Origin of the sequence: Paractinoplanes durhamensis (assembly GCF_016862175.1) — a bacterium.
Classification (GTDB): domain Bacteria; phylum Actinomycetota; class Actinomycetes; order Mycobacteriales; family Micromonosporaceae; genus Actinoplanes; species Actinoplanes durhamensis.
The window spans coordinates 182175-200784 of sequence record NZ_BOML01000027.1 but is presented as its reverse complement, the minus strand read 5'-3'; the positions used below and the strand labels follow the sequence as shown (position 1 = coordinate 200784).

At 69.8% G+C, this 18610-nt stretch carries 20 protein-coding genes; 17 read left to right on the top strand and 3 right to left on the bottom strand.

The features are described from left to right. Nucleotides 1-60 precede the first annotated feature (60 nt). The 9 genes from Adu01nite_RS16625 to Adu01nite_RS16585 all read left to right on the top strand — a co-directional run bounded on the left by Adu01nite_RS16625 (nt 61) and on the right by Adu01nite_RS16585 (nt 7892). Nucleotides 61-981, top strand: coding sequence for a sugar ABC transporter substrate-binding protein (locus tag Adu01nite_RS16625; protein ID WP_203727767.1), 921 nt, complete (start codon nt 61-63; stop codon nt 979-981). Between the two features lie 99 nt (nt 982-1080). Then, a complete protein-coding gene (locus Adu01nite_RS16620) occupies nt 1081-1989 on the top strand; it encodes a LysR family transcriptional regulator (RefSeq protein WP_203727766.1) in 909 nt (302 codons plus the stop codon). Nucleotides 1990-2098: 109 nt separating this feature from the next. Beyond that, on the top strand, nt 2099-3007 hold the full coding sequence (locus Adu01nite_RS16615) for a VOC family protein (protein WP_203727765.1): 909 nt from the start codon (nt 2099-2101) through the stop codon (nt 3005-3007). Between the two features lie 85 nt (nt 3008-3092). Then, nucleotides 3093-4526: an NAD-dependent succinate-semialdehyde dehydrogenase gene (locus tag Adu01nite_RS16610; protein WP_203727764.1), complete on the top strand. Its 1434-nt coding sequence runs from the start codon at nt 3093-3095 to the stop codon at nt 4524-4526. Nucleotide 4527: 1 nt separating this feature from the next. After that, entirely contained in the window at nt 4528-5301 is a 774-nt protein-coding gene (locus Adu01nite_RS16605) for a fumarylacetoacetate hydrolase family protein (RefSeq protein ID WP_203727763.1), read from the top strand. Next, on the top strand, nt 5294-5665 hold the full coding sequence (locus tag Adu01nite_RS16600; RefSeq protein WP_203727762.1) for a VOC family protein: 372 nt from the start codon (nt 5294-5296) through the stop codon (nt 5663-5665). Before Adu01nite_RS16605 ends, Adu01nite_RS16600 begins: the two co-directional genes overlap by 8 nt. Before the next feature lie 10 nt (nt 5666-5675). Then, nucleotides 5676-6443: an alpha/beta fold hydrolase gene (locus tag Adu01nite_RS16595; RefSeq protein ID WP_203727761.1), complete on the top strand. Its 768-nt coding sequence runs from the start codon at nt 5676-5678 to the stop codon at nt 6441-6443. After that, nucleotides 6440-6889 (top strand): GlcG/HbpS family heme-binding protein, encoded by a 450-nt coding sequence (locus Adu01nite_RS16590; protein ID WP_203727760.1) that lies wholly within the window; start codon nt 6440-6442, stop codon nt 6887-6889. The genes Adu01nite_RS16595 and Adu01nite_RS16590 overlap by 4 nt, the downstream gene beginning before the upstream one ends. Beyond that, nucleotides 6882-7892, top strand: a complete 1011-nt coding sequence (locus tag Adu01nite_RS16585; RefSeq protein WP_203727759.1) for a uroporphyrinogen decarboxylase/cobalamine-independent methonine synthase family protein — start codon at nt 6882-6884, stop codon at nt 7890-7892. The genes Adu01nite_RS16590 and Adu01nite_RS16585 overlap by 8 nt, the downstream gene beginning before the upstream one ends. Nucleotides 7893-7903: 11 nt before the next feature. On the opposite strand, the gene Adu01nite_RS16580 is transcribed toward Adu01nite_RS16585, so the two are convergent. Beyond that, entirely contained in the window at nt 7904-8194 is a 291-nt protein-coding gene (locus Adu01nite_RS16580) for a putative quinol monooxygenase (RefSeq protein WP_203727758.1), read from the bottom strand. A gap of 159 nt (nt 8195-8353) precedes the next feature. Here Adu01nite_RS16580 and Adu01nite_RS16575 point away from each other — a divergent pair, with 159 nt between their 5' ends. From Adu01nite_RS16575 to Adu01nite_RS16555, 5 genes are all read left to right on the top strand, one after another. After that, nucleotides 8354-9805, top strand: a complete 1452-nt coding sequence (locus Adu01nite_RS16575; protein ID WP_239132458.1) for an aldehyde dehydrogenase family protein — start codon at nt 8354-8356, stop codon at nt 9803-9805. Between the two features lie 6 nt (nt 9806-9811). Next, nucleotides 9812-11011: an L-2-hydroxyglutarate dehydrogenase gene (gene lhgD, locus Adu01nite_RS16570; RefSeq protein ID WP_203727757.1), complete on the top strand. Its 1200-nt coding sequence runs from the start codon at nt 9812-9814 to the stop codon at nt 11009-11011. A gap of 120 nt (nt 11012-11131) precedes the next feature. Then, nucleotides 11132-12001: an amidohydrolase family protein gene (locus tag Adu01nite_RS16565; protein WP_203727756.1), complete on the top strand. Its 870-nt coding sequence runs from the start codon at nt 11132-11134 to the stop codon at nt 11999-12001. Continuing rightward, complete coding sequence (locus Adu01nite_RS16560) at nt 11998-13668, top strand: thiamine pyrophosphate-dependent enzyme (protein ID WP_203727755.1); 1671 nt, start codon at nt 11998-12000, stop codon at nt 13666-13668. Before Adu01nite_RS16565 ends, Adu01nite_RS16560 begins: the two co-directional genes overlap by 4 nt. A gap of 20 nt (nt 13669-13688) precedes the next feature. Beyond that, nucleotides 13689-14735 carry an Ldh family oxidoreductase gene (locus Adu01nite_RS16555; protein ID WP_203727754.1) on the top strand — a complete coding sequence of 349 codons (1047 nt, stop codon included), beginning with the start codon at nt 13689-13691 and terminating at the stop codon, nt 14733-14735. On the opposite strand, the gene Adu01nite_RS16550 is transcribed toward Adu01nite_RS16555, so the two are convergent. Together Adu01nite_RS16550 and Adu01nite_RS16545 are read right to left on the bottom strand one after the other, a co-directional pair. Further along, entirely contained in the window at nt 14713-15117 is a 405-nt protein-coding gene (locus tag Adu01nite_RS16550; RefSeq protein WP_203727753.1) for a VOC family protein, read from the bottom strand. The genes Adu01nite_RS16555 and Adu01nite_RS16550 overlap by 23 nt on opposite strands. Nucleotides 15118-15139: 22 nt before the next feature. Then, a complete protein-coding gene (locus tag Adu01nite_RS16545; RefSeq protein WP_203727752.1) occupies nt 15140-15970 on the bottom strand; it encodes a helix-turn-helix transcriptional regulator in 831 nt (276 codons plus the stop codon). Between the two features lie 138 nt (nt 15971-16108). Between Adu01nite_RS16545 and Adu01nite_RS16540 the strand changes: the two genes are divergently transcribed. The 3 genes from Adu01nite_RS16540 to Adu01nite_RS16530 all read left to right on the top strand — a co-directional run bounded on the left by Adu01nite_RS16540 (nt 16109) and on the right by Adu01nite_RS16530 (nt 18595). Beyond that, nucleotides 16109-16654, top strand: coding sequence for a YbhB/YbcL family Raf kinase inhibitor-like protein (locus Adu01nite_RS16540; RefSeq protein ID WP_203727751.1), 546 nt, complete (start codon nt 16109-16111; stop codon nt 16652-16654). Between the two features lie 133 nt (nt 16655-16787). Further along, entirely contained in the window at nt 16788-17564 is a 777-nt protein-coding gene (locus Adu01nite_RS16535) for a hypothetical protein (protein WP_203727750.1), read from the top strand. Nucleotides 17565-17632: 68 nt separating this feature from the next. Continuing rightward, the gene (locus tag Adu01nite_RS16530) at nt 17633-18595 is read left to right on the top strand and encodes an isopenicillin N synthase family dioxygenase (protein ID WP_203727749.1); all 963 of its coding nucleotides are present in this window, start codon (nt 17633-17635) and stop codon (nt 18593-18595) included. Nucleotides 18596-18610: the final 15 nt, after the last annotated feature.

The following is an 18610-nucleotide window of genomic DNA, read 5'->3' as shown; positions in this document are numbered from 1 at the left end:
CCCGCCCTTTTCCATTCGAAAGGCAATGACCCCATGCCTAAAACCTTATTTTGTACGCTGTTGGCAGCGGCCCTCGGCATTGCTTCGCTCAGCGCCTGCGGTGACGATTCCGCGGCCGGAAGTGATGGGTCGGCCAAGAGCGTGACGCTCGGTTTCGTCAACGGCGCGACCACCGAGTTCCACACCTGCCTGCAGAAGGCGATCGAGAGCGAGGCCGGTGCCGAGGGCGCCAAGGTCATCACTGCGAACTCGAAGCAGGACCCGGCGGCCGAGCTCTCCAACATCGAGGACATGATCTCCCGCAGCGTCAGCGTGCTGATCGTGCAGACCGTGAACGTCGACGCGCTCAAGAACGACATCGCCAAGGCCAAGAGCGCCAACATCCCGATCTTCCTGACCTCGGTGATCACCTCCGACACCTCGAACATCCTCGGCGCCGTGGTCGTCGACCTGAACGGCGTCGGCAAGCTCGACGCCGGCTGGGTCGCCAAGGACGCGGGCAGCGCCGACGCCGAGGCCGGGGTGATCGCCGGTGCCCCCGGCGCCGCCTCCGACCTGCTGGTCAAGGGCTTCACCGAGGCGCTGCCGGCCAACGTGAAGGTGGTCGCCAACCAGCCGGGCATGTTCAACCGGGCCAAGGCCCAGGACGTCGCCGAGAACATGATCCAGGCCCACCCGAACCTCAAGTACGCGTTCGTCGCGAACGAGGACATGGCCTTCGGGGCGCTGCAGGCCTTCCAGGCGGCCGGCAAGGATGTCAAGATCGTGACGGCCAACGGCACCGACGAGGGTCTTGCCGCGGTGAAGGACGGCAGGTTCGCCGCCACCGTGGCCAACTCCGCCACGACCATCGGTCAGCTCGCGGTCAAAAACGCGATCACCCTGCTCAACAAGGGTCAGGCCGACAAGATCGCGAACCTTCCGATCGCCCTGATCACCAAGGACAATCTCAGCGAGGCGCCGAAGTATTGCCTGTCGTGACCTCTTGTCAGCTCGATTGTTGACAATTAGGTTACCGACGTAACAGAGCCCGGTCACGCGGCGGAATCGCCGCCGCGTGACCCGAGGGCAGGAGGGCCCATGGACCGCATCCTCGTCATGCGCAGCTTCGTGACCGTTGCGAAGGTCGGCAGTTTCTCCGGCGCCGCCAAGCAGCTCGGCACCTCCGGCTCGCTCATCTCCCGGCACGTCGCCGACCTGGAAAAACAGCTTGGCGTACGGCTGGTCAACCGCACCGCCCGCTCGGTCAGTCTGACCGAGCCGGGCCTGCGCTACAGCGAGTTCGCCAACCGGATCCTCGACGAGATCGACGACGAGGACGAGAAGATCGCCCAGCTGCACGACCGGCCCGAGGGCCCGCTGTCGATCATCTGCCCGAAATGGATCGGCAGCCTCGACCTCGGCGACGCGATCGCCGCCTTCTCGGTGGCCCACCCGAAGATCGCCGTGCGGTTCGAGCTGGGCGGGATGTCCGACCGCACCTACGACTTCCTCGACTCCGGCTTCGACATCGCCTTCCACACCCGGGACCTGCGCGACTCCAGCGTCCGGCTGAAGAAGATCGCGTCGCTGCCGTTCGTGCTGGTCGCGGCGGAGAGCTACCTCAAGGAGCACGGCGAGCTCACCCACCCCAACGACCTCAACAACCACGACTGCCTGGTGCACGCGAACGACCCGGTCTGGCGGATCGGGCACGGCCACGAGAGCACCCTGCACAAGATCAAGAATGTCGCGTTCAGCTCGAACTCGTACATCGCGTTGCAGAAGGCGTGCGTGCACGGCCGGGGGATCGCGCTGCTGCCGAGCCGGCCCGCCTACGACGACCTGATGAGCGGCACGCTCAAGGTGCTGCTGCCCGAGCTGGCCGTGCCGAGCCGCTCGCTGTACGCCATCTACGGGCCGGCCCAGCAGGCGCCGCGCAAGGTCGAGGTCTTTCTCAGCTTCCTCACCGAATGGTTCTCGGCGAATCCCATTCCGGCATTCGAGTAGTGCAATCAAGGCTTGCGCCATGGGAGTGCCGGTGCGCCGCTCGCCGCCCATAGGATCGGTATCAGCCTTTCGCTTCCATTAGCGAGGGCGGGAAGGTGGCGTGGCGAAAATGGGAATCCAGCGCATCGAATCCGTCGTCTACACCGTTGACGACCTCGAGACGTGCGTGCGCTTCTTCACCGACTTCGGGCTCGACCTGATCGCGAAAGAGGAGTCGCACGCGGTCTTCGAGACGAAGATCGGGCAGACCCTGCACCTGCGCACCGACCCGGCCGGGCTGCCGGCCGCGGTGGAGAACGGCAACACGCTGCGCGAGGTGGTGTGGGGCGCCTCCGACGCGGAAGAGCTGGCCGCCTTCGTCGCGGCGGCCGGCGCCGATCGTGAGATCACCCAGGATGCCGACGGGGTCTTCCACACCGTCGACGAGACCGGCTTCGGCGTCGGGCTCACCGTGGCCGGCACCTCCGAGTACGAGCCGGTCGACCCGCGCGGCGCCAACGTGACCGGTTTCGTCCACCGGGTCAACGCGGCGCTCAGCAGCGTCGGGCAGGTGCGGCCGCTGCGGATGTGCCACGTCGCGCTGAACATCCCGAAGGACGGCCGGGAGGCGGCGGTCGCGTTCTACGTCGACCGGCTCGGCTTCATCCCGACCGACGTGGTCAAGCCGATGGGCACGTTCATGCGGGTGCCCGGCGACGCCGACCAGCACAACTTCCTGCTCTGCCACCGGCCCGACAAGGCCGGCGTCAACCACGTCTCGTTCGAGGTCCCGGGCTTCGACGACGTGATCGAGGGCGGCAACCACATGATCGAGAAGGGCTGGTCGGAGGCGCGGCGCCTCGGCCGGCACACGGTCGGCTCCAACGTCTTCCGGTTCGTGCACGCCCCCTGCGGCGGCCGGGTCGAGCTGGCCGCCGACATGGACCGGGTCGACGACACGTACGGCACCCGGGTGCACGACGAGACCCCGCCGCATCACATCTGGACCCTGCGCACCAACCGGGAGTCCCCGTCATGACCGCCTGCACCGAGCGGCACTTCCGCAAGATGCGCGCCCAGGCCGAAGGCGAGGGCCAGAAGGGCATGACAAAGGAGAGCACAGCATGACTTCCTATACCGACCTCGGGCTGTTCATCGACGGGGAGTGGAGCGGCGGCAGCCAGACCGTTCCTGTCCTCAACCCGGCCACCGAGGAAGTTCTCGGTCATCTGCCCCTGGCCACCGTCGCCGACCTCGACCGGGCCGTCGCTGCGGCGGTAAAGGGGTTCGCCGTCTGGCGTTCGATGCCGGTCGACCAGCGCGTCGCCATCCTGCACAAGGCGGCCGACCTGCTCGCGTCGCGGGCCGACCGCGTTGGCCGGATCATGACGCTCGAACAGGGGAAGCCGTTCAAGGAGGCGCGCGGCGAGGCGTTGCGGGTCGCGAACACGCTGCGCTGGGACGCCGACGACGCGCGCCGGGCCTACGGACGGATCATTCCGTCCGCCGACGACACCGTGCTGTCCGTGCGGCACGAGCCGGTCGGGCCGGTGGCCGCGTTCACGCCGTGGAACTTCCCGGCCGGCGGGCCCATGCGCAAGATCGCGGCGGCGCTGTCGGCCGGCTGCTCGATCGTCATCAAGGCGTCCGAGGAGACCCCCGGCACCGCGTGCGAGCTGGTGCGGTGTTTCGTCGAAGCGGGCGTTCCGCACGGCGTACTCAATCTGGTCTTCGGGGATCCGGCCGAAGTCTCCCGGCACCTGATCGCCGAGCCGGAGATTCGCCTGGTTGCCTTTACCGGGTCGATTCCGGTCGGCAAGCTGCTCGCCGCGCAGGCCGGCAGCGAGATGAAGCCGAGCCTGATGGAGCTGGGCGGGCATGCGCCGGTGATCGTGTGTGCGGATGCCGATCCGGTGGTGGCGGCGCGGAAGGCGGCGTTCGCGAAGTTCGTCAACGCCGGGCAGGTGTGCACGTCGCCCAGCCGGTTCCTGGTGCACGAGGACGTCTACGACGAGTTCGTGACCGAATTCGTCGCCGCCGCCGACCGGGTCGTCGTCGGGGACGGGCTCGACGACGGCGTCACCATGGGGCCGCTGGCCAATCCGCGGCGGCTCAAGGCGATGGAGGAGATGGTCAGCGACGCGGTCAGCCGCGGCGCGCAACTGGTTCGGGGTGGGGAGCGGATCGATCGGGCCGGGTTCTTCTTCGCGCCGACCGTGCTCACCGGGGTGCCCGCCGACGCGCTGGTGATGACCGAGGAGCCGTTCGGGCCGATCGCGCCGATCGTGCCGTTCCGCGACCTCGATGCGGCCCTGGCCACCGCGAACTCGCTGCCCTACGGGCTGGCCGCCTACGGCTTCACGAGGTCGTCGTCCACCGCCGAGCGGCTGATCCGCGGGTTCGAGGCCGGGATTCTGTCGATCAACCATTGCGGTGGGTCGGTGAGTGAGGCGCCGTCGGGCGGGGTCAAGCAGTCCGGGTACGGCAAAGAAGGTGGTCCCGAAGGGCTCGAGGGATACCTGGTCACCAAGCGCGTCTCGCACCTGCTGGCGGACTGAGATGCGGTACTGCCGGATCGACGACGGTGGGCGGCCCGCGTTCGGGCTGGTCGAGGACGACGTGATCCGCCTGCTCGACGGGTCGCCGCTGGACGGGGGCCGGCCGGACGGGCGGGTCCGGGCGGTGGCCGGCGTGCGGTGGCTGCCGCCGATCGTGCCGGGGGTGTTCTACGCGGTCGGATACAACTACCGGAGCCACGTCGAGCACACCGCCGGGAAACTGCCGGAGCGGCCCGAGGTCGGGTATCGCGCCAACAACGCGCTGACCGGGCACCTTTCGCCGATCGTCCGGCCGGCTGGGGTCGAGAACCGCTTCGAGGCCGAACCTGAGGTTGTCGCGGTCGTACGTCGTACGCTCAAAAACGCCTCGCGGCCGGAAGCGCAGGAAAGCATTCTCGGCTGGACCATCGGCAATGATGTTTCCGCCCGAGATTGGCAGCATGCCGATCGGACGTTCTGGCGGAGCAAGAACAGCGACACCTTCAAGCCGATGGGCCCGTGGATCGAGACCGATGTCGACCCGATGGTGCAGACCACCACGGTGCGGATCGACGGGTCGGTGGTCGCGAAGTTCCCGACCGGCGCGATGGTCTTCGACCCCTTCGACTACATCGTCGAGACCACGAAATACATCACCATGCACCCCGGCGACGTGCTGTGGATGGGTGCCGACGCCACCGTCCAGATGGAACCGGGGAACGTCGTCGACATCGAGATCAGCGGCATCGGTGTGCTCAGCAATCCCGTCCATTCGGAAAGGCCCCCTGATGAGTAACAAACCTCGGTACATCCACCACGTGAACTTCCCGACCACCGATCCCGAGCGCACCAAGGAGTGGTATTCGAAGGTGTTCGGGCTCAAGGCGATCACGCCGAAGAGCAACACCAAGGTCGTGCTGATGACCCGCGGCAACTTCGACCTGCATTTCACGCCGGTCGAGGAGATGGACCGGATGGCGCCCTATCACTTCGCCATCGAGGTGGACGACTGGGACGGGTTCATGGAGCACCTCGCCGAACTCGGGATCCGGCACACCCGGCCGGTCGAACGCCCGGAGAACAAATCGAAGTTCTGCTACATCCACGATCCCGACCACACCATGATCGAGCTCGTCTACCACGGCAACCGTCCGGCGTAAGGGAGGCGAAATGGGCATCGCCACATCGGATGGGGTTTCCATCTACTACGAGCGGCACGGCTCCGGGCCGGCCATTCTCTTCGTGCACGGCTCCGGCGGGCACCACGCCGCCTGGTGGCAGCAGGTCGCCGCGCTGCGCGGCCGGTTCACCATCGTCACCGTCGACCTGCGCGGTTTCGGCAATTCCGATTCGTCGATGCCGGAATTCGACGGGCAGGATTTCCCGGGCGACATCCTCGCGGTGCTCGACCAGGAGGACCTGACCGATGTGCTGCTGGTCGGGCAGTCGATCGGCGCGGTCGCGGCGCTGCGGGCCGGGCTTTCCCGCCCCTCGCGCGTCGCGGGGGTCGCGCTCGCCCACTCGCTCGGCGGGATCGCCGACCCGTCACTGGCCGAGCTGGTCGCCGCCGATCGGGCCGAGGCCGTGAAGCTGCCGGTGCTGGATCGGCTGCTGTCCGCCGATTTCCAGCAGTCGGAACCCGCGAAGACGTTCCTGTTCCAGCAGATGGGGACGTTCAACGTCGCCAAGATGGCCGACCTGCGCAACCTCTCGGCCGGCGGGCCGAGCATCACCGAAGTGGTCGCCTCCGGGCTCGACGTCACCTTCCTCGCCGGGGAGAACGACGCGGTGCTCAGCGCGGCCACCGTCCGGCGGGCGCACGAACTGGTCAAGGGCTCCCGGCTGGAGCTGATCCCGGGCGCGCCGCACTCCATGTACTGGGAGGCGCCGGCGCTGTTCAACGCGGCCGTCACCCGCATCCGAGAGGCCATCGCATGAAACTCACCCTCGCCGAGGCCGACGAGATCGTCGCCGCCTCGCAGAAGGCCGGGTCGGTGCTCGGCAAGGCGCTCAGCATCGCGGTCGTCGACGCCGGCGGGTTCCTGCTCGTCGTCAAGCGCTCCGACGGCGCGCGGCCGCTGACCCCGAACATCGCCATCGCCAAGGCCTACAGCGCCGCCGTGATGGAACGGCCGACCAAGATGCTCAAGCCGTGGGCGGAGAGCAACCCGGGCTTCTTCGCCCAGCTCTCCACGATGGGCGCGCAGCCGATCGTGGCCACCGAGGGCGGCGTCACGGTCAAGCGGGACGGCGAGATCCTCGGCGGGCTCGGCATCTCCGGCGGCACCGGCGACGAGGACCAGCAGGTCTGCGACGAGGTGCTCGGATCGCTCGGCTACCAACTGGAATTCCAGGCGTGGGGAGGGGCACCCAAGAATGGCTGACACCTTCAAGTTCCGGATCGACCACCACGGCAGCCTGGTGCGGCCGGCCGAGCTTCTTGCCGCGCGGCAGCGCCGAGCGGCCGGCGAGATCTCGGCGGAGGAGTTGCGCGCCGCCGAGGACGCGGCCATTGCCGAAGCGGTGCGCATGCAGCGGCGACTCTCGCTTTCCGCGGTCAGCGACGGCGAGTTCCGGCGTACGGATCTGCGCTCGGCGGTGTTCGACGCGGTGAGCGGTTTCCGGCGTACGGGCGAGGCCGTGGACGAGCTCAAGCCGCACGCCTCCCTGGTCGCCGACGACGTTGCCGCGGTCGCGGCGCAGACCGTGATCCCGGCCAAGGCGACCCTGCCGTCGCCGGCGTTCCTGGCCGCGCAGTGCTTCGACCCGGCGGCCGGGTCGCCGTTCGGCAGTGCCCGGGAGCTGGGGGAGGCGCTCGCGCGGATCATCCGGGACGAGATCGAGGCGATCCTGGCCCGCGGGGTGCGCTACATCCAGCTGGACAACCATCTGTATGCGGCGGCGCTCGGCGGCGGGTCGTTCCCGGGGTTGTCGCTCGATGACGCGATCGCGATCGACTCGCTCGCGGTGTCGCTGGGCAAAGCGGACGACGTGCGGATCGGGCTCTGCCCTGCTGTGGTCACGCCTTCCGCGGTCGATGTCGACGTGGCCTCCCGGCTGTTCGCGTCGGTGCCGGTCGACCGGTGGATGCTGCCGTACTGCAGCGGCGCGGACGCCGAGGTCGAACTGCTGCGGGCTGTTCCGTTGTCGAAGGACGTCTGCCTCGGGATCGTCGACCCGGCCGTGGCCGCGCTGGAGGACATCGACGCGATCATGGACCGGATGGACGTCGCCTTCGCGATCCGTGACCTCGAGGACGTCGCGATCAGCCCGGCCGGCGGGTTCCAGCCGGTCGCCGGCGGGCCGTCGATCGGCGTCGAGGACCAGAAACGCAAGCTGATCCACGTCGAGACCGTCGCCCGGATGTGCTGGGGCAACGAGCTGTAGCCCGGCCCTTTCTACAAGGTCTCGGCGAACCGGACCGTGCGGTCGGTCAGCAGCGGCCGCACGATCCCGAGAATGAATTTCTCGAAGTGCTCCGAAGCGGCGTGCGCGTCGAATGCGGCCCGGTCGGTGTACCGCTCGTAGAGAATGAACGCGGGCGGCTCGGCGCCCACTTCGGCGTGCACCTCGTAGGCCTGGTTGCCCGGCTCCTTCAGCGTGTGCTCACGCATCGCGAGCAGGGCTTCCCGGATCTGCGCGGCCTCCTGCGCCGGGCACCGGTAGTGGGCGATCACCGCGTACGGCATGAGTTCCTCCGTCAGGTCGTCTTTTTTCCGACCCGAATTCCATCAGGTTTTCCCGGCCCGGTTGAGTGCGCCGGATGCAAGCAATGCATGCCGCCGGACGCGTTGTTGACCACCATTCGCGTTCCTAAGATTCGGCGTAATGCGACCCGAGGAGTGGTGATGTTCGTGCGAACCATGGAGACACTGGCCGGCGGCGAGTGGACCGGGTCCGAGACGTGGGTCGACGTGTTCGACCCGGTCGACGTGCGGCAGCCGGTCGTGCGGGTCCCGGCGCTCACCGCCGCCCAGGTCACCGCGGTCTACGCCGCCGCCGCGGCCGGCTTCGCCACGTGGCGCCGCACCCCGGCGCTGGAGCGGGCGAAGATCCTGGCCAAGGCGGCGACGCTGCTGCGGGTGCGGGCCGCCGAGATCGCCCTCGGCGTGGTCACCGAGAACGGCAAGACCCTCACCGAGGCGCGCGGCGAGGTCGAGAAGGCCGCCGACTTCTTCGACTACTACGCCGGGCAGGCCCGCGAGCCGTACGGCTCGCTGGTGCACGACGTACGGCCGGACACCCAGACGTCGTTCCGCCGCGAGCCGATCGGCGTGGTCCTGGCCATCACCCCGTGGAACGACCCGCTGATCACCCCGGCCCGCAAACTCGCCCCGGCCCTGTCGGCCGGCAACGCGGTGGTCCTCAAACCGGCCTCGGAGACGCCGACCGCGGCGCTGTATCTGGCCCGGGCGCTGCACGACGCCGGGCTGCCGGCCGGCGTGCTCAACGTCGTCACCGGCCGCACCGCCGAGATCTCCGGCGCGCTGCTCGACGACCCGCGGATCGCCGCGCTCACCTTCACCGGCAGCAACGAGGTGGGGGAGGGGCTGCGCGCCCGGGTCGCGCCCCGCAACGTGCGTTTCCAGGCCGAGCTGGGCGGGAAGAACGCTTCGGTGGTGCTCGCCGGAGCCGACCTGGCCGCCGCCGCGACCGCCGTGGTCGCCGCGGCGTTCGGGCAGGCGGGCCAGCGCTGCACGGCCACCAGCCGGGTGCTGGTCGACCGGTCCGTGCACTACGAGTTCCTCGCTCTCCTGCGGGACCGGGTCGCCGCGCTGCGGCTCGGGTCCGGGCAGGACGCCGCCACCAACGTCGGGCCGCTGGTCAGCCGCAACCAGCAGGACGGGGTGCTGCGGCACATCGCCGGGGCGATCAAGCAGGGCGCCCGGGTCGAGCTCGGCGGCGACGCACCGGCCGGTGCGCTGGCCCACGGCTGCTACGTGAACCCGACGATCCTCGCCGACGTCACCGGCGAGATGGACATCTGGCGCGACGAGGTCTTCGGGCCGGTCCTCGCGGTCCGGCCGTTCGACGGGATCGACGAGGCGATCGCGCTGGTCAACGACTCCGCCTACGGCCTGGCCGCGGCGGTCTTCACCGACCGTCTCGAAGCCGCCTACCGGTTCGCCGACGAGGTCGACTGCGGGCAGGTCGCGGTCAACACCACCACCTCCGGCTGGGACGTGCACCATCCGTTCGGCGGCTTCCGCAACTCCGGGTCGGCCTTCAAGGAACAGGGCACCGAAGCCCTGCACTTCTACACCCGGGTCAAATCCGTCGCCGTCCATTTCGGGCGGTGAACCTGAATGGCGGATAAGACGATCGGGATCGTCGGCGCCGGCATCGTCGGGCTGGCGATCGGCCGGGAACTCACCCGGCGTCGTCCCGGCACTCGCGTGGTCGTGCTGGAGAAGGAGAACCGGGTCGCGGTCCATCAGACCGGCCACAATTCCGGAGTTGTCCACGCCGGGATCTATTACCAACCCGGAAGCCTCAAAGCCCTTTTGTGTACGCGTGGGGGCGCGATGCTCCGCGAGTACTGCCACGACCGGCAACTCCCGTACGACGAATGCGGCAAACTCGTCGTCGCGGTCACGCCGGACGATGTCACCCGGCTCGACGCGCTCGCCGCCCGCGCCGGGGTCAACCTGGTGCCGGGGCTGCGCCGGGTCGGGCCGGGCGAGATCCGCGACCTCGAACCGCACGCGACCGGGCTGGCCGCGCTCTATTCGCCGAAGACCGCGATCACCGATTACGTGGCGATCGCGCGATCGTTCGCCGGCGACATCGAGGCGGCCGGGGGAGAGGTGCGTTTCAACTTCCCGGTCACCGAAGTGGCTTCCTCGGCCGGCGGGCTCGCCATTACGTCACCGGCCGGATCCGTTGTCGTCGACGAGCTGATCGTCTGCGCCGGCATCCAGAGTGATCTGGTCGCCCGGCTCGCCGGGGACGCCGCCGAACCGCGGATCGTTCCGTTCCGCGGCGAGTACATGCGGGTCGTGCCGGCGAAGACCCACATGGTCCGGGGGCTGATCTACCCCGTACCCGATCCGCGTTATCCGTTCTTGGGGGTGCATTTCACCCGGCGGGTCGACGGGTCGGTCGAGGTCGGCCCGAACGCGGTTCTCGCCACCGCCCGCGAGGGCTATCGGCTGCGCGATTTCTCGCCGCGTGACATCGCCGGGATCGCCGGCTGGCCGGGCGCGTGGCGGATGGCCGGGAAGCATTGGCGGACCGGGATCCGGGAGATGTACGGGTCGTTCTCCAAACGCGCCTACATGACAGCGGCCCGCCGCTATGTGCCGGAGATCGGCGTCGAGGACGTCGTCCGGGCCGGGGCCGGAGTGCGAGCTCAGGCCCTCGATCGGGACGGCAGCCTGGTCGACGACTTCCGCATTCATCGGCTCGGCGCCGTCACCGCCGTCCGCAATGCGCCGTCGCCCGCCGCGACCTCCAGCATGGCCATTGCCGAGCACGTCGTGAACGTTCTCGACGGCCGCTCGTAAAAGGTTCACACCTCGTTTCGTGCAACAACCGCTTGCACGCCAGAGACTCCTTGCCCGCCGCGCGCGGATCTAGCGTCGAAGTCACCCCGGCAGAACAGCCGGCACAGGAAGGAAGAGCCCATGTTCGTCGTCGACTCCCAGGTGCACATCTGGAAGGAGGAGACCCCGGACCGTCCGTGGGTCCCCGGTGCCCGCGAGCGGATCCGCCTCAACGGCCACCGCGAGGACCCGTTCAGCTACGAGGAATGCCTCCAGCTGATGGACGAGGCCGGCGTCAACCGGGCGCTGATCCTTCCCCCGTCCTGGGAAGGCAACCGGATCGACTACGCGCTCGAGGCGTGCGAGGCGTACCCGGAACGCTTCGGCATCATGGCGCGCATTCCGCAGAACAAGCCCGACGAGGGTACGGCGATGCTCCGCGATTTCGCGCAGAACCCGTACATCAAAGGCACTCGGTTGACCTTTCACCGCCCGCAGGACCGGAACTGGATGATCGACGGCACCAACGACTGGTACTGGCCGATCGCCGAGGAATTGAACATCCCGACCATGGTGCACGCGCCGGTCTGGAAGGCCGAACTCGGCCAGATCGCCGGACGCCACCCCGGTCTGAAGATCATTATCGACCACATGGGAATCATGGCCCGCTGCGTCGACGACGCCATCGGCTACTGGGTGCAGGAAACCGCCGACCTCTACCAGCACCCGAACATCTACGTGAAGGTGTCGGCGCTGCCCGGCTATTCGACCGCGCCGTTCCCCAACCTCAACATCGAGAAGTACGTGCGGGAAATGGTCGACAAGATGGGCCCCGAGCGCTGTTTCTGGGGCACCGACATCACCCGGCTGCTCGGGCACGGACTCAGCTACGTCGAGACCATCGAGCAGTTCACCAAGCACTTCGACTTCACCCCCGAAGAGCTGGAGTGGATCATGGGCCGGGGCATCTGCGAATGCCTGGACTGGCCGATCAACGAGCCGGCGAAGTGACTGGCGTTCCCGACGGCGGCGACGCCGTCATCGAGGCGTTCACCGCGGCCGGCGCCGACTACATCTTCTCGTCGCCGGGCTCGGAGTGGGCGCCGGTGTGGGAGTCCCTCGCGCGCCGCCACCGGGACGGGCTGCCCTGCCCCTCCTACCTCGATCTGACCCATGAGACGGTCGCGGTCGGCATGGCCACCGGCTACGGCCTGGTCACCCGCCGCGGCCAGGGCGTCCTGCTGCACGCCGGGCCGGGGCTGCTGCAGGGGTCGGTCGCCATCCACGGGGCGCTGCTGGCCGGGGTGCCGATGGTGGTGGCGTCGTCCGAGTCGACCACCTACGGCGACGGGCCCGGGCCCGACCCGGGCGGGCAGTGGTATCGGAACCTGTCGGTCGTCGGCGGGCCGCACGTGCTGGCCGCGCCGTTCACCAAGTGGGCCAACCAGGCGGCCAGCGTGCACACGCTGCCGACCATGGTGACCCGGGCGTCCGAGCTGGCGTCGCGGGCGCCGGCCGGGCCGGTCTACCTCAACATCCCGCTCGAAGTGCTCCTCGAACCGTGGGACGCGGCGCCGGTCCAGCCGGTCGTCGCCCGCGGCACCACGGTCAGCTCGCCGGCCGACCTCGCCGCGGTCGTCGCGCTCATCGAGGCCGCCACCAACCCGGTGATCGTCACCGAGACGGTCGGCCGCGAGGAGGGCGGGATGGACGCGCTCGTCGGCTTCGCCACCGCGTTCGGGATCCCGGTCGTCGAACCCAACTCGGCGGTGTGCGCGAACTTCCCGCGCGACCACGTCCTGCACGCCGGCGGTGACCTCGAACCGTGGGTCGACGCGGCCGACCTGATCCTGCTGGTCAACTGCCGGGCGCCGTTCTACCCGCCGTCCCGCAAGCCGGCCCGGGCCCGGATCGTGGTGATCGACGACGTGCCGCAGCGGCCACACATCGTCTACCAGGTGTTGCGCGCCGACGCGTACCTCGAAGGAGGTGTCGCCGAAACGCTGCGCGCGCTGGCCGCCCAGGCCGGCCCCGCACCCGGCCGTCCCGGGCTTGAAGATCATCACGCGATCGAGGTGGCGGCGGTCCTCGCCGCCGAGGAGAAAGCCGCGGCGGCGGTCGGGATCGACCCGGTGCAGGTCGTCGTGGCGCTGCGCGAGCTGGCCGGCGACGCGATCGTGGTGGACGAGACCATCACGCACAGCCGGGTCGTGCAGCGGCATCTGCAGCGGTCGCAGCCGGACTCGTACTTCTACGTGCAGGGCGGGCTCGGGCAGGGCATCGCCGTCGCGCTCGGGGTCAAGCTGGCCGCCGCCGACCGGCCGGTGGTGCTGACCATCGGGGACGGCGCGTTCCTCTACAACCCGGTCATCCCGTCGCTCGAAGCCGCCAGGGCCAACGGGTTGCCGCTGCTGATCGTGGTGTTCAACAACCACGAATACCGCTCGATGAAGATGAACCACCTGCGCTTCTACCCGCAGGGCGCGGCCGTGCAGACCGGCGAGTTCCTCGGCCACGACCTGTCCGGGCAGCCGTCGCTGGCCGCGTTCGCGGAGCCGTTCGGCATGCACGGCGAGACCGTCACGGCGGCGTCCGAGCTGGAACCGGCCCTCGACCGGGCGCTGAAGTCCGTCCGCAACGGCACCACCGCGATCGTCAACGTCCACGTCTCCCGCTGACCCCCACTGGAGAACCACCGATGCCAGTCGTGATCCCGGCCGCCGACCTGGGCGAGTTCGTCACCGCCCTGTTCACCGCGTCCGTCCCCGACCCCGCCCACGCCCGCACGATCAGCGACGTCCTGCTGTGGGCCGCCGTCCGCGGCGTCGACTCGCACGGCGTCGCCCGCGTCCCGCGCTACCTCGAACTTCTCGCCTCCGGCGAGGCCAACGCGACACCGTCGATGACCTTCACCGGCACCGCCGCCGGCGTCACCGTGCTCGACGCCGACCGCGCCCCCGGCCCGGTCGCGCTGACCGCGGCCGCCGCCGAGGCGATCACCCGGGCCCGCGCGGTCGGCATCGGCGCGGTCGGCGTCCGCCGGACCGTCCACACCGGCGCGATCGGCTACTACACGTCGCAGATCGCCGCCGAGGGCCTGATCGGCATCGCGTTCGTGGCCGGCATGCCCAACATGAGCTACCCCGGCGTCACCGGCGCCGCGGTCGCCACCAGCCCGCTCGCCATCTCGGTGCCGACCGCTGACGGCCGCCCGCCGGTCCTGCTCGACATGGCCACCGCCGGCATCGCCCTCGGCAAGATCGCCCAGTACCGCAACGCCGGAAAACAGCTGCCCGAGGGCGTGGCCGCGACCGCCGACGGCACCCCGACCACCGACCCGGCCCTGGCCAAGATGCCGCTGCCGCTTGGCGGGGCGAAGGGCGCCGGGATGTCCCTGGCGTTCGAACTGCTCACCAGCGTCCTGGTCGGCGCCCCGATCGTGTCGTCGTTCCACTCGGACGACCCGCAGGGCCGCTCGCACCGCCAGAACGCCCTGATCATCGCCCTCGACCCGGCCGCCTTCGGCGACCCATCAGCGTTCACGGAGGCGGTGACCGCCACTCTCGACACCGTGCACGCCCTACCTCGGGCCGACGAGAACACCGCGATCCGCTACCCGGGCGAACACAGCGCGGCGGTCGCCGAAACCCGCGCCAAGGACGGCATCCCGGTCGGCCCCAAGGTGTGGGCCGAGTTGGAGGTTGCGGCCGAGAAGCTGGGCGTCACCCGGCCGGTGCCGGTCTGACGGGTGGTGCCCAGCTCGGCCTCGGGATCAGGCAGAACGGGTGACCGTCCGGGTCGGCGAAGACGTGGTCGCCGGGAAGCTGACGCGCGCCGAGGGCGCGTACGGCTTCCGCGGCGGCGGCGAGGTCGTCGACCATGACGTCGAGGTGCATCTGCTGTGGAACGGCCGGGTCGGGCCAGGTCGGCGGCCGCCGGTCGGGGGCGCGCTGAAAGGCCAGGCCGGAGGTGGTGGTGTCGGCGGAGACCACCGCGAAGTCGTGATCGTGGTAGGTGACCGGTTGGCCCAGCAGCGCACTCCAGAAGGCCGCCGAGGCCGCCGGGTCGTCGCAGTCGATGATCAGGTGGTGCAGGCGTCCCACGGGCGCCGCGTCCGAGCCGGTCATGACCCACATTCTTCGCCGGCACTCAGTTGACCGCGCGTAGGCCGTGCGGCTGGAAGATGAGGGCGCGCAGCGCGTTCTCCGCGTCCGTGTCCGCCGGGGTGATGACCGAGAGGCGCTGTTCGGAGCCGTCCTGGACGGCCAGGACGTCGTAGCGCAAGGTCATCACGCCGGCGGTCGGGTGCAGGATTCGTTTGGTGCCGTTCGTGCGCTCCTGCACGGTCTGGTCGTCCCACCAGGTCGCGAAGTCCCTGCTCTTCCGGCGTAGCTCGCCGACCAGGGATCGGAGCCGGGGATCGTCGGGGTGCCGGGTCAGGTTGGCCCGCAGGTTGCCGACGTGCTCGCGGGCGATTCGGGTCCAGTCCAGCTGGAAATCACGGGTCGCCGGGTCCAGGAAAAGCGGTTTCGCTGTGTTTATCCCGACGGTGAAGCCGGGGCCGAACAGGGCCACCGCGGCCGTGTTGTGCGCGAGGACGTCGAATCGGAAGTCGAGGATCCAGGCGGGGACCGTCGGCATGCTGTGCAGCAGGGTCTGCAACGACTCGCTGGCCGGGGCCGGCACGTGTCGGGGTGGCGGAGCTTCGCCGCGGGCGATCAGGTGCAGGTGGTGGCGTTCGGCCGCGGTGAGCTTCAGGGCCTGGGCCACCGCATCCAGCACGGCCGTCCCCGGAACGCCGACCCGGCCCTGCTCCAAGCGGATGTACCAGTCGATGCTGACCGCGGCGAGCTGCGCGACCTCCTGGCGCCGCAGGCCGGGCGTCCGGCGGCGGCTCATCGCCGGCAGGCCGACGTCGTCCGGTTGCACGCGCGCTCGCATCGCGCGCAGGAACGCGGAGAGCTCGGGCCGGTTGGGCATTGCCCCAGTTTGCTCCACCGCGATGCGCGGCGTCGACCGCCCATGGTGGCACTGCGGGCACCAGCATGCCGAGGATCTCCCTGCTTGTTGCCGCAGGTCGCAGGCTTTTCGGTGTTCACCACTTCGTCAAGGAGCGCCATGACTGCCACCAACAACCCGTTCGCTCGTCTTCCGCAGGTCCCGAGCTTCGAGGTCAGGAGCGACGCGGCCACCGACGGTCAGGCACTGCCGCTGCCGCAGATGTCCGGTGCCTTCGGGATCCCCGGCGGACAGGACATTTCCCCCGACCTGGCCTGGTCCGGCGCGCCCGAGGGCACCAAGAGCTTCGCGGTGACCGTCTTCGACGCCGACGCGCCGACGATGTCGGGCTTCTGGCACTGGGCGGTCGCCAACATCCCCGCCACCGTGACCGCTCTGCCCGCCGGAGCCGGGAGCGCTGCCGGAACCGGGCTGCCGGCGGGAGCGATCCAGCTGCCGAACGACGCCCGGCTGCCGCAGTACGTCGGCGCGGCCCCGCCCGCCGGGCACGGCCCGCACCGGTACTTCATCACCGTGCACGCCCTCGATGTCGAGGACATCGGCGTGCCCGCCGAGGGCACCCCGGCCTTCCTGGGCTTCACCATGGCCGGCCACATCCTCGGCCGCGCCACCATCGTGGCCACCGCCGAGACGCCGGCCGATTGAGGCGTGTCCTAGATCCGGCAGCCCGCAGGTAACGCCGTCGATTGTCCGCCGCACCCCCCGAGTGTTGATGTCGCAGGGGAGAGCAGGCCGCTCCGGCTCGCTCCGCGTCGGCACGGCAACGGGAGGTGCGGTCATGGCGGAGGATGATCCCGTCGACGCTGAAAAGGCACTGGGTCCGCTGAAATGGGCGGTGCCCGCGGCCGACCTGGGCGACCCGGTAAACCTGCAGGACCTACTCATCGGCCTGCAACTGCTCGGCACCGACAAGCAGCGCACCATCGCGGCCAAGAGTGGGTGGAACGATGGCACGCCGGGCTCGATCCAGGTCATCAAGTCCGGGGCCACGGAGATCACGCGCAGATGGGCGAAGCTGACGCGCCGGATCGCCGGGGCCGGCGGCGTGACGGCGATCCTCGGCACAGCGGCCGGGACGATCACCGACATCCGGACCACGCTGGGCGAGCCGCTGATAGTCGCGCTCGTCGCCGGCGGGGCGCTCGTCACCGCAGCCGCGTTGTTGTCCGCCGCGTTGCTCATCGCGGGTGACCTGGAGGCGCGTGGGATCGCCACGGCCGCGCGCAACTCGGGTCGCGCCGAGGTGACCGCGGCGTTCCTGACCGGAACGGCCGCGCTCCCTGGCCAGGTGAAGGCGAAGGCGATGGCGGCCGAGCTCACCGCGGCCATGGCCACCGGGCGGCCGGTGACCGTGCAGTGCCGCGGCCTGCCGGACTCGCAACCGCTGACCTCGCTCTCGCGCCTCCCCGACGGCGGACTCCAGGTGGATCTCGGCGGGAACCTTTCGAAACCGATCGACGACGTGATCGGCTACCGGATCGATGCGCCGACGCCCGCAGCCGGCCCGCCGGCCGCTGGCGAGAAGGTCGGCAGAGTGTTGTTTCGAAGGCGGTAGGCCCGGACGGCTGTCGTAACAATGGGCCCGTACGGTCGGGGTTTCCGTTCTTGGCTGGGATGTGATTCATGAGCGCTCCGGACATTCCGCTTTTCGACATCGGGGCCTGGCGGGTCGCCGGCCTTGAGGAGCGGGCTGCGCTTGCGGCCCGGCTCGACCGGGCCATGCAGGATTCCGGGTTCTTCCTGGTCAGCGGGCACGGCATCGACGACTCACTGAAGGAGCGTGTCCGGCTGGCGTCCCGCGCGTTCTTCGCGCTGCCCGATGCCGCCAAGGACGCCTACGGGACGGGAGTTGGCGGGCGGGGGTGGATCGCCCGGGGCCGGGAGGCCAACTCCTACTACGGCGAGGTCGGCGACGCGGCGACGGCCGACCTCAAGGAGACCTTCACGCTCGGTCGGGAGGACCCGGACGGCGACCCGGCCTGGTTCATGGCGAATGTCTGGCCGGCCGAGGTGCCCGCGCTGCGTGACCCGGTCACGGCGTACGCGGAGCAGGTTCTTGATCTTTATCGGGAGTTGCTGGAGGTGCTGGCCGTCGCGCTCGGGCTGGACCCCGGCTACTTCGTCGAGCGGACCAGGAACGCGCCGCACACCTTCAACATCAACCGCTACCCGGCGCTGGCGGTCACCGGAGCGCCGGTCGAGGGGCAGTTCCGGGTCGGGCCGCACACCGACTGGGGGATCCTCACCATCCTCGACCGGCAGCCGGGCTACGGCGGACTGCAGGTGCAGACCCTCGACGGCGAGTGGGCGGACGCGCCGTTCGTGCCGGGCGCCCTCACCGTCAACATCGCCGACCTGCTCGCCCGCTGGACCGGTGACCGCTGGCGGTCCACCCGGCACCGGGTGCTGCCGCCGTCGGACGCCGACCCGAACGAGGAACTGATCAGCCTCATCGTCTTCTGCGAATCGGACATGGACCGGGTCGTCACGCCGCTCGCGCCCCCGGTCGGCGGCGGCACCGACTACCCGCCGGTGGTGGCGGGCGACTACTACCGGGAGCGCGAGGCCGCGGCCACGGTCGGCTGAATCGACTACCGTGGA

Bases quoted from the DNA above. Each gene is read 5' to 3' on its own strand.
- Adu01nite_RS16620 (WP_203727766.1), top strand. From the start codon at position 1,081: ATGGACCGCATCCTCGTCATGCGCAGCTTCGTGACCGTTGCGAAGGTC.
- Adu01nite_RS16615 (WP_203727765.1), top strand. From the start codon at position 2,099: ATGGGAATCCAGCGCATCGAATCCGTCGTCTACACCGTTGACGACCTC.
- Adu01nite_RS16610 (WP_203727764.1), top strand. From the start codon at position 3,093: ATGACTTCCTATACCGACCTCGGGCTGTTCATCGACGGGGAGTGGAGC.
- Adu01nite_RS16605 (WP_203727763.1), top strand. From the start codon at position 4,528: ATGCGGTACTGCCGGATCGACGACGGTGGGCGGCCCGCGTTCGGGCTG.
- Adu01nite_RS16600 (WP_203727762.1), top strand. From the start codon at position 5,294: ATGAGTAACAAACCTCGGTACATCCACCACGTGAACTTCCCGACCACC.
- Adu01nite_RS16595 (WP_203727761.1), top strand. From the start codon at position 5,676: ATGGGCATCGCCACATCGGATGGGGTTTCCATCTACTACGAGCGGCAC.
- Adu01nite_RS16590 (WP_203727760.1), top strand. From the start codon at position 6,440: ATGAAACTCACCCTCGCCGAGGCCGACGAGATCGTCGCCGCCTCGCAG.
- Adu01nite_RS16585 (WP_203727759.1), top strand. From the start codon at position 6,882: ATGGCTGACACCTTCAAGTTCCGGATCGACCACCACGGCAGCCTGGTG.
- Adu01nite_RS16580 (WP_203727758.1), bottom strand. From the start codon at position 8,194: ATGCCGTACGCGGTGATCGCCCACTACCGGTGCCCGGCGCAGGAGGCC.
- Adu01nite_RS16575 (WP_239132458.1), top strand. From the start codon at position 8,354: ATGTTCGTGCGAACCATGGAGACACTGGCCGGCGGCGAGTGGACCGGG.
- lhgD (WP_203727757.1), top strand. From the start codon at position 9,812: ATGGCGGATAAGACGATCGGGATCGTCGGCGCCGGCATCGTCGGGCTG.
- Adu01nite_RS16565 (WP_203727756.1), top strand. From the start codon at position 11,132: ATGTTCGTCGTCGACTCCCAGGTGCACATCTGGAAGGAGGAGACCCCG.
- Adu01nite_RS16555 (WP_203727754.1), top strand. From the start codon at position 13,689: ATGCCAGTCGTGATCCCGGCCGCCGACCTGGGCGAGTTCGTCACCGCC.
- Adu01nite_RS16550 (WP_203727753.1), bottom strand. From the start codon at position 15,117: ATGACCGGCTCGGACGCGGCGCCCGTGGGACGCCTGCACCACCTGATC.
- Adu01nite_RS16545 (WP_203727752.1), bottom strand. From the start codon at position 15,970: ATGCCCAACCGGCCCGAGCTCTCCGCGTTCCTGCGCGCGATGCGAGCG.
- Adu01nite_RS16540 (WP_203727751.1), top strand. From the start codon at position 16,109: ATGACTGCCACCAACAACCCGTTCGCTCGTCTTCCGCAGGTCCCGAGC.
- Adu01nite_RS16535 (WP_203727750.1), top strand. From the start codon at position 16,788: ATGGCGGAGGATGATCCCGTCGACGCTGAAAAGGCACTGGGTCCGCTG.
- Adu01nite_RS16530 (WP_203727749.1), top strand. From the start codon at position 17,633: ATGAGCGCTCCGGACATTCCGCTTTTCGACATCGGGGCCTGGCGGGTC.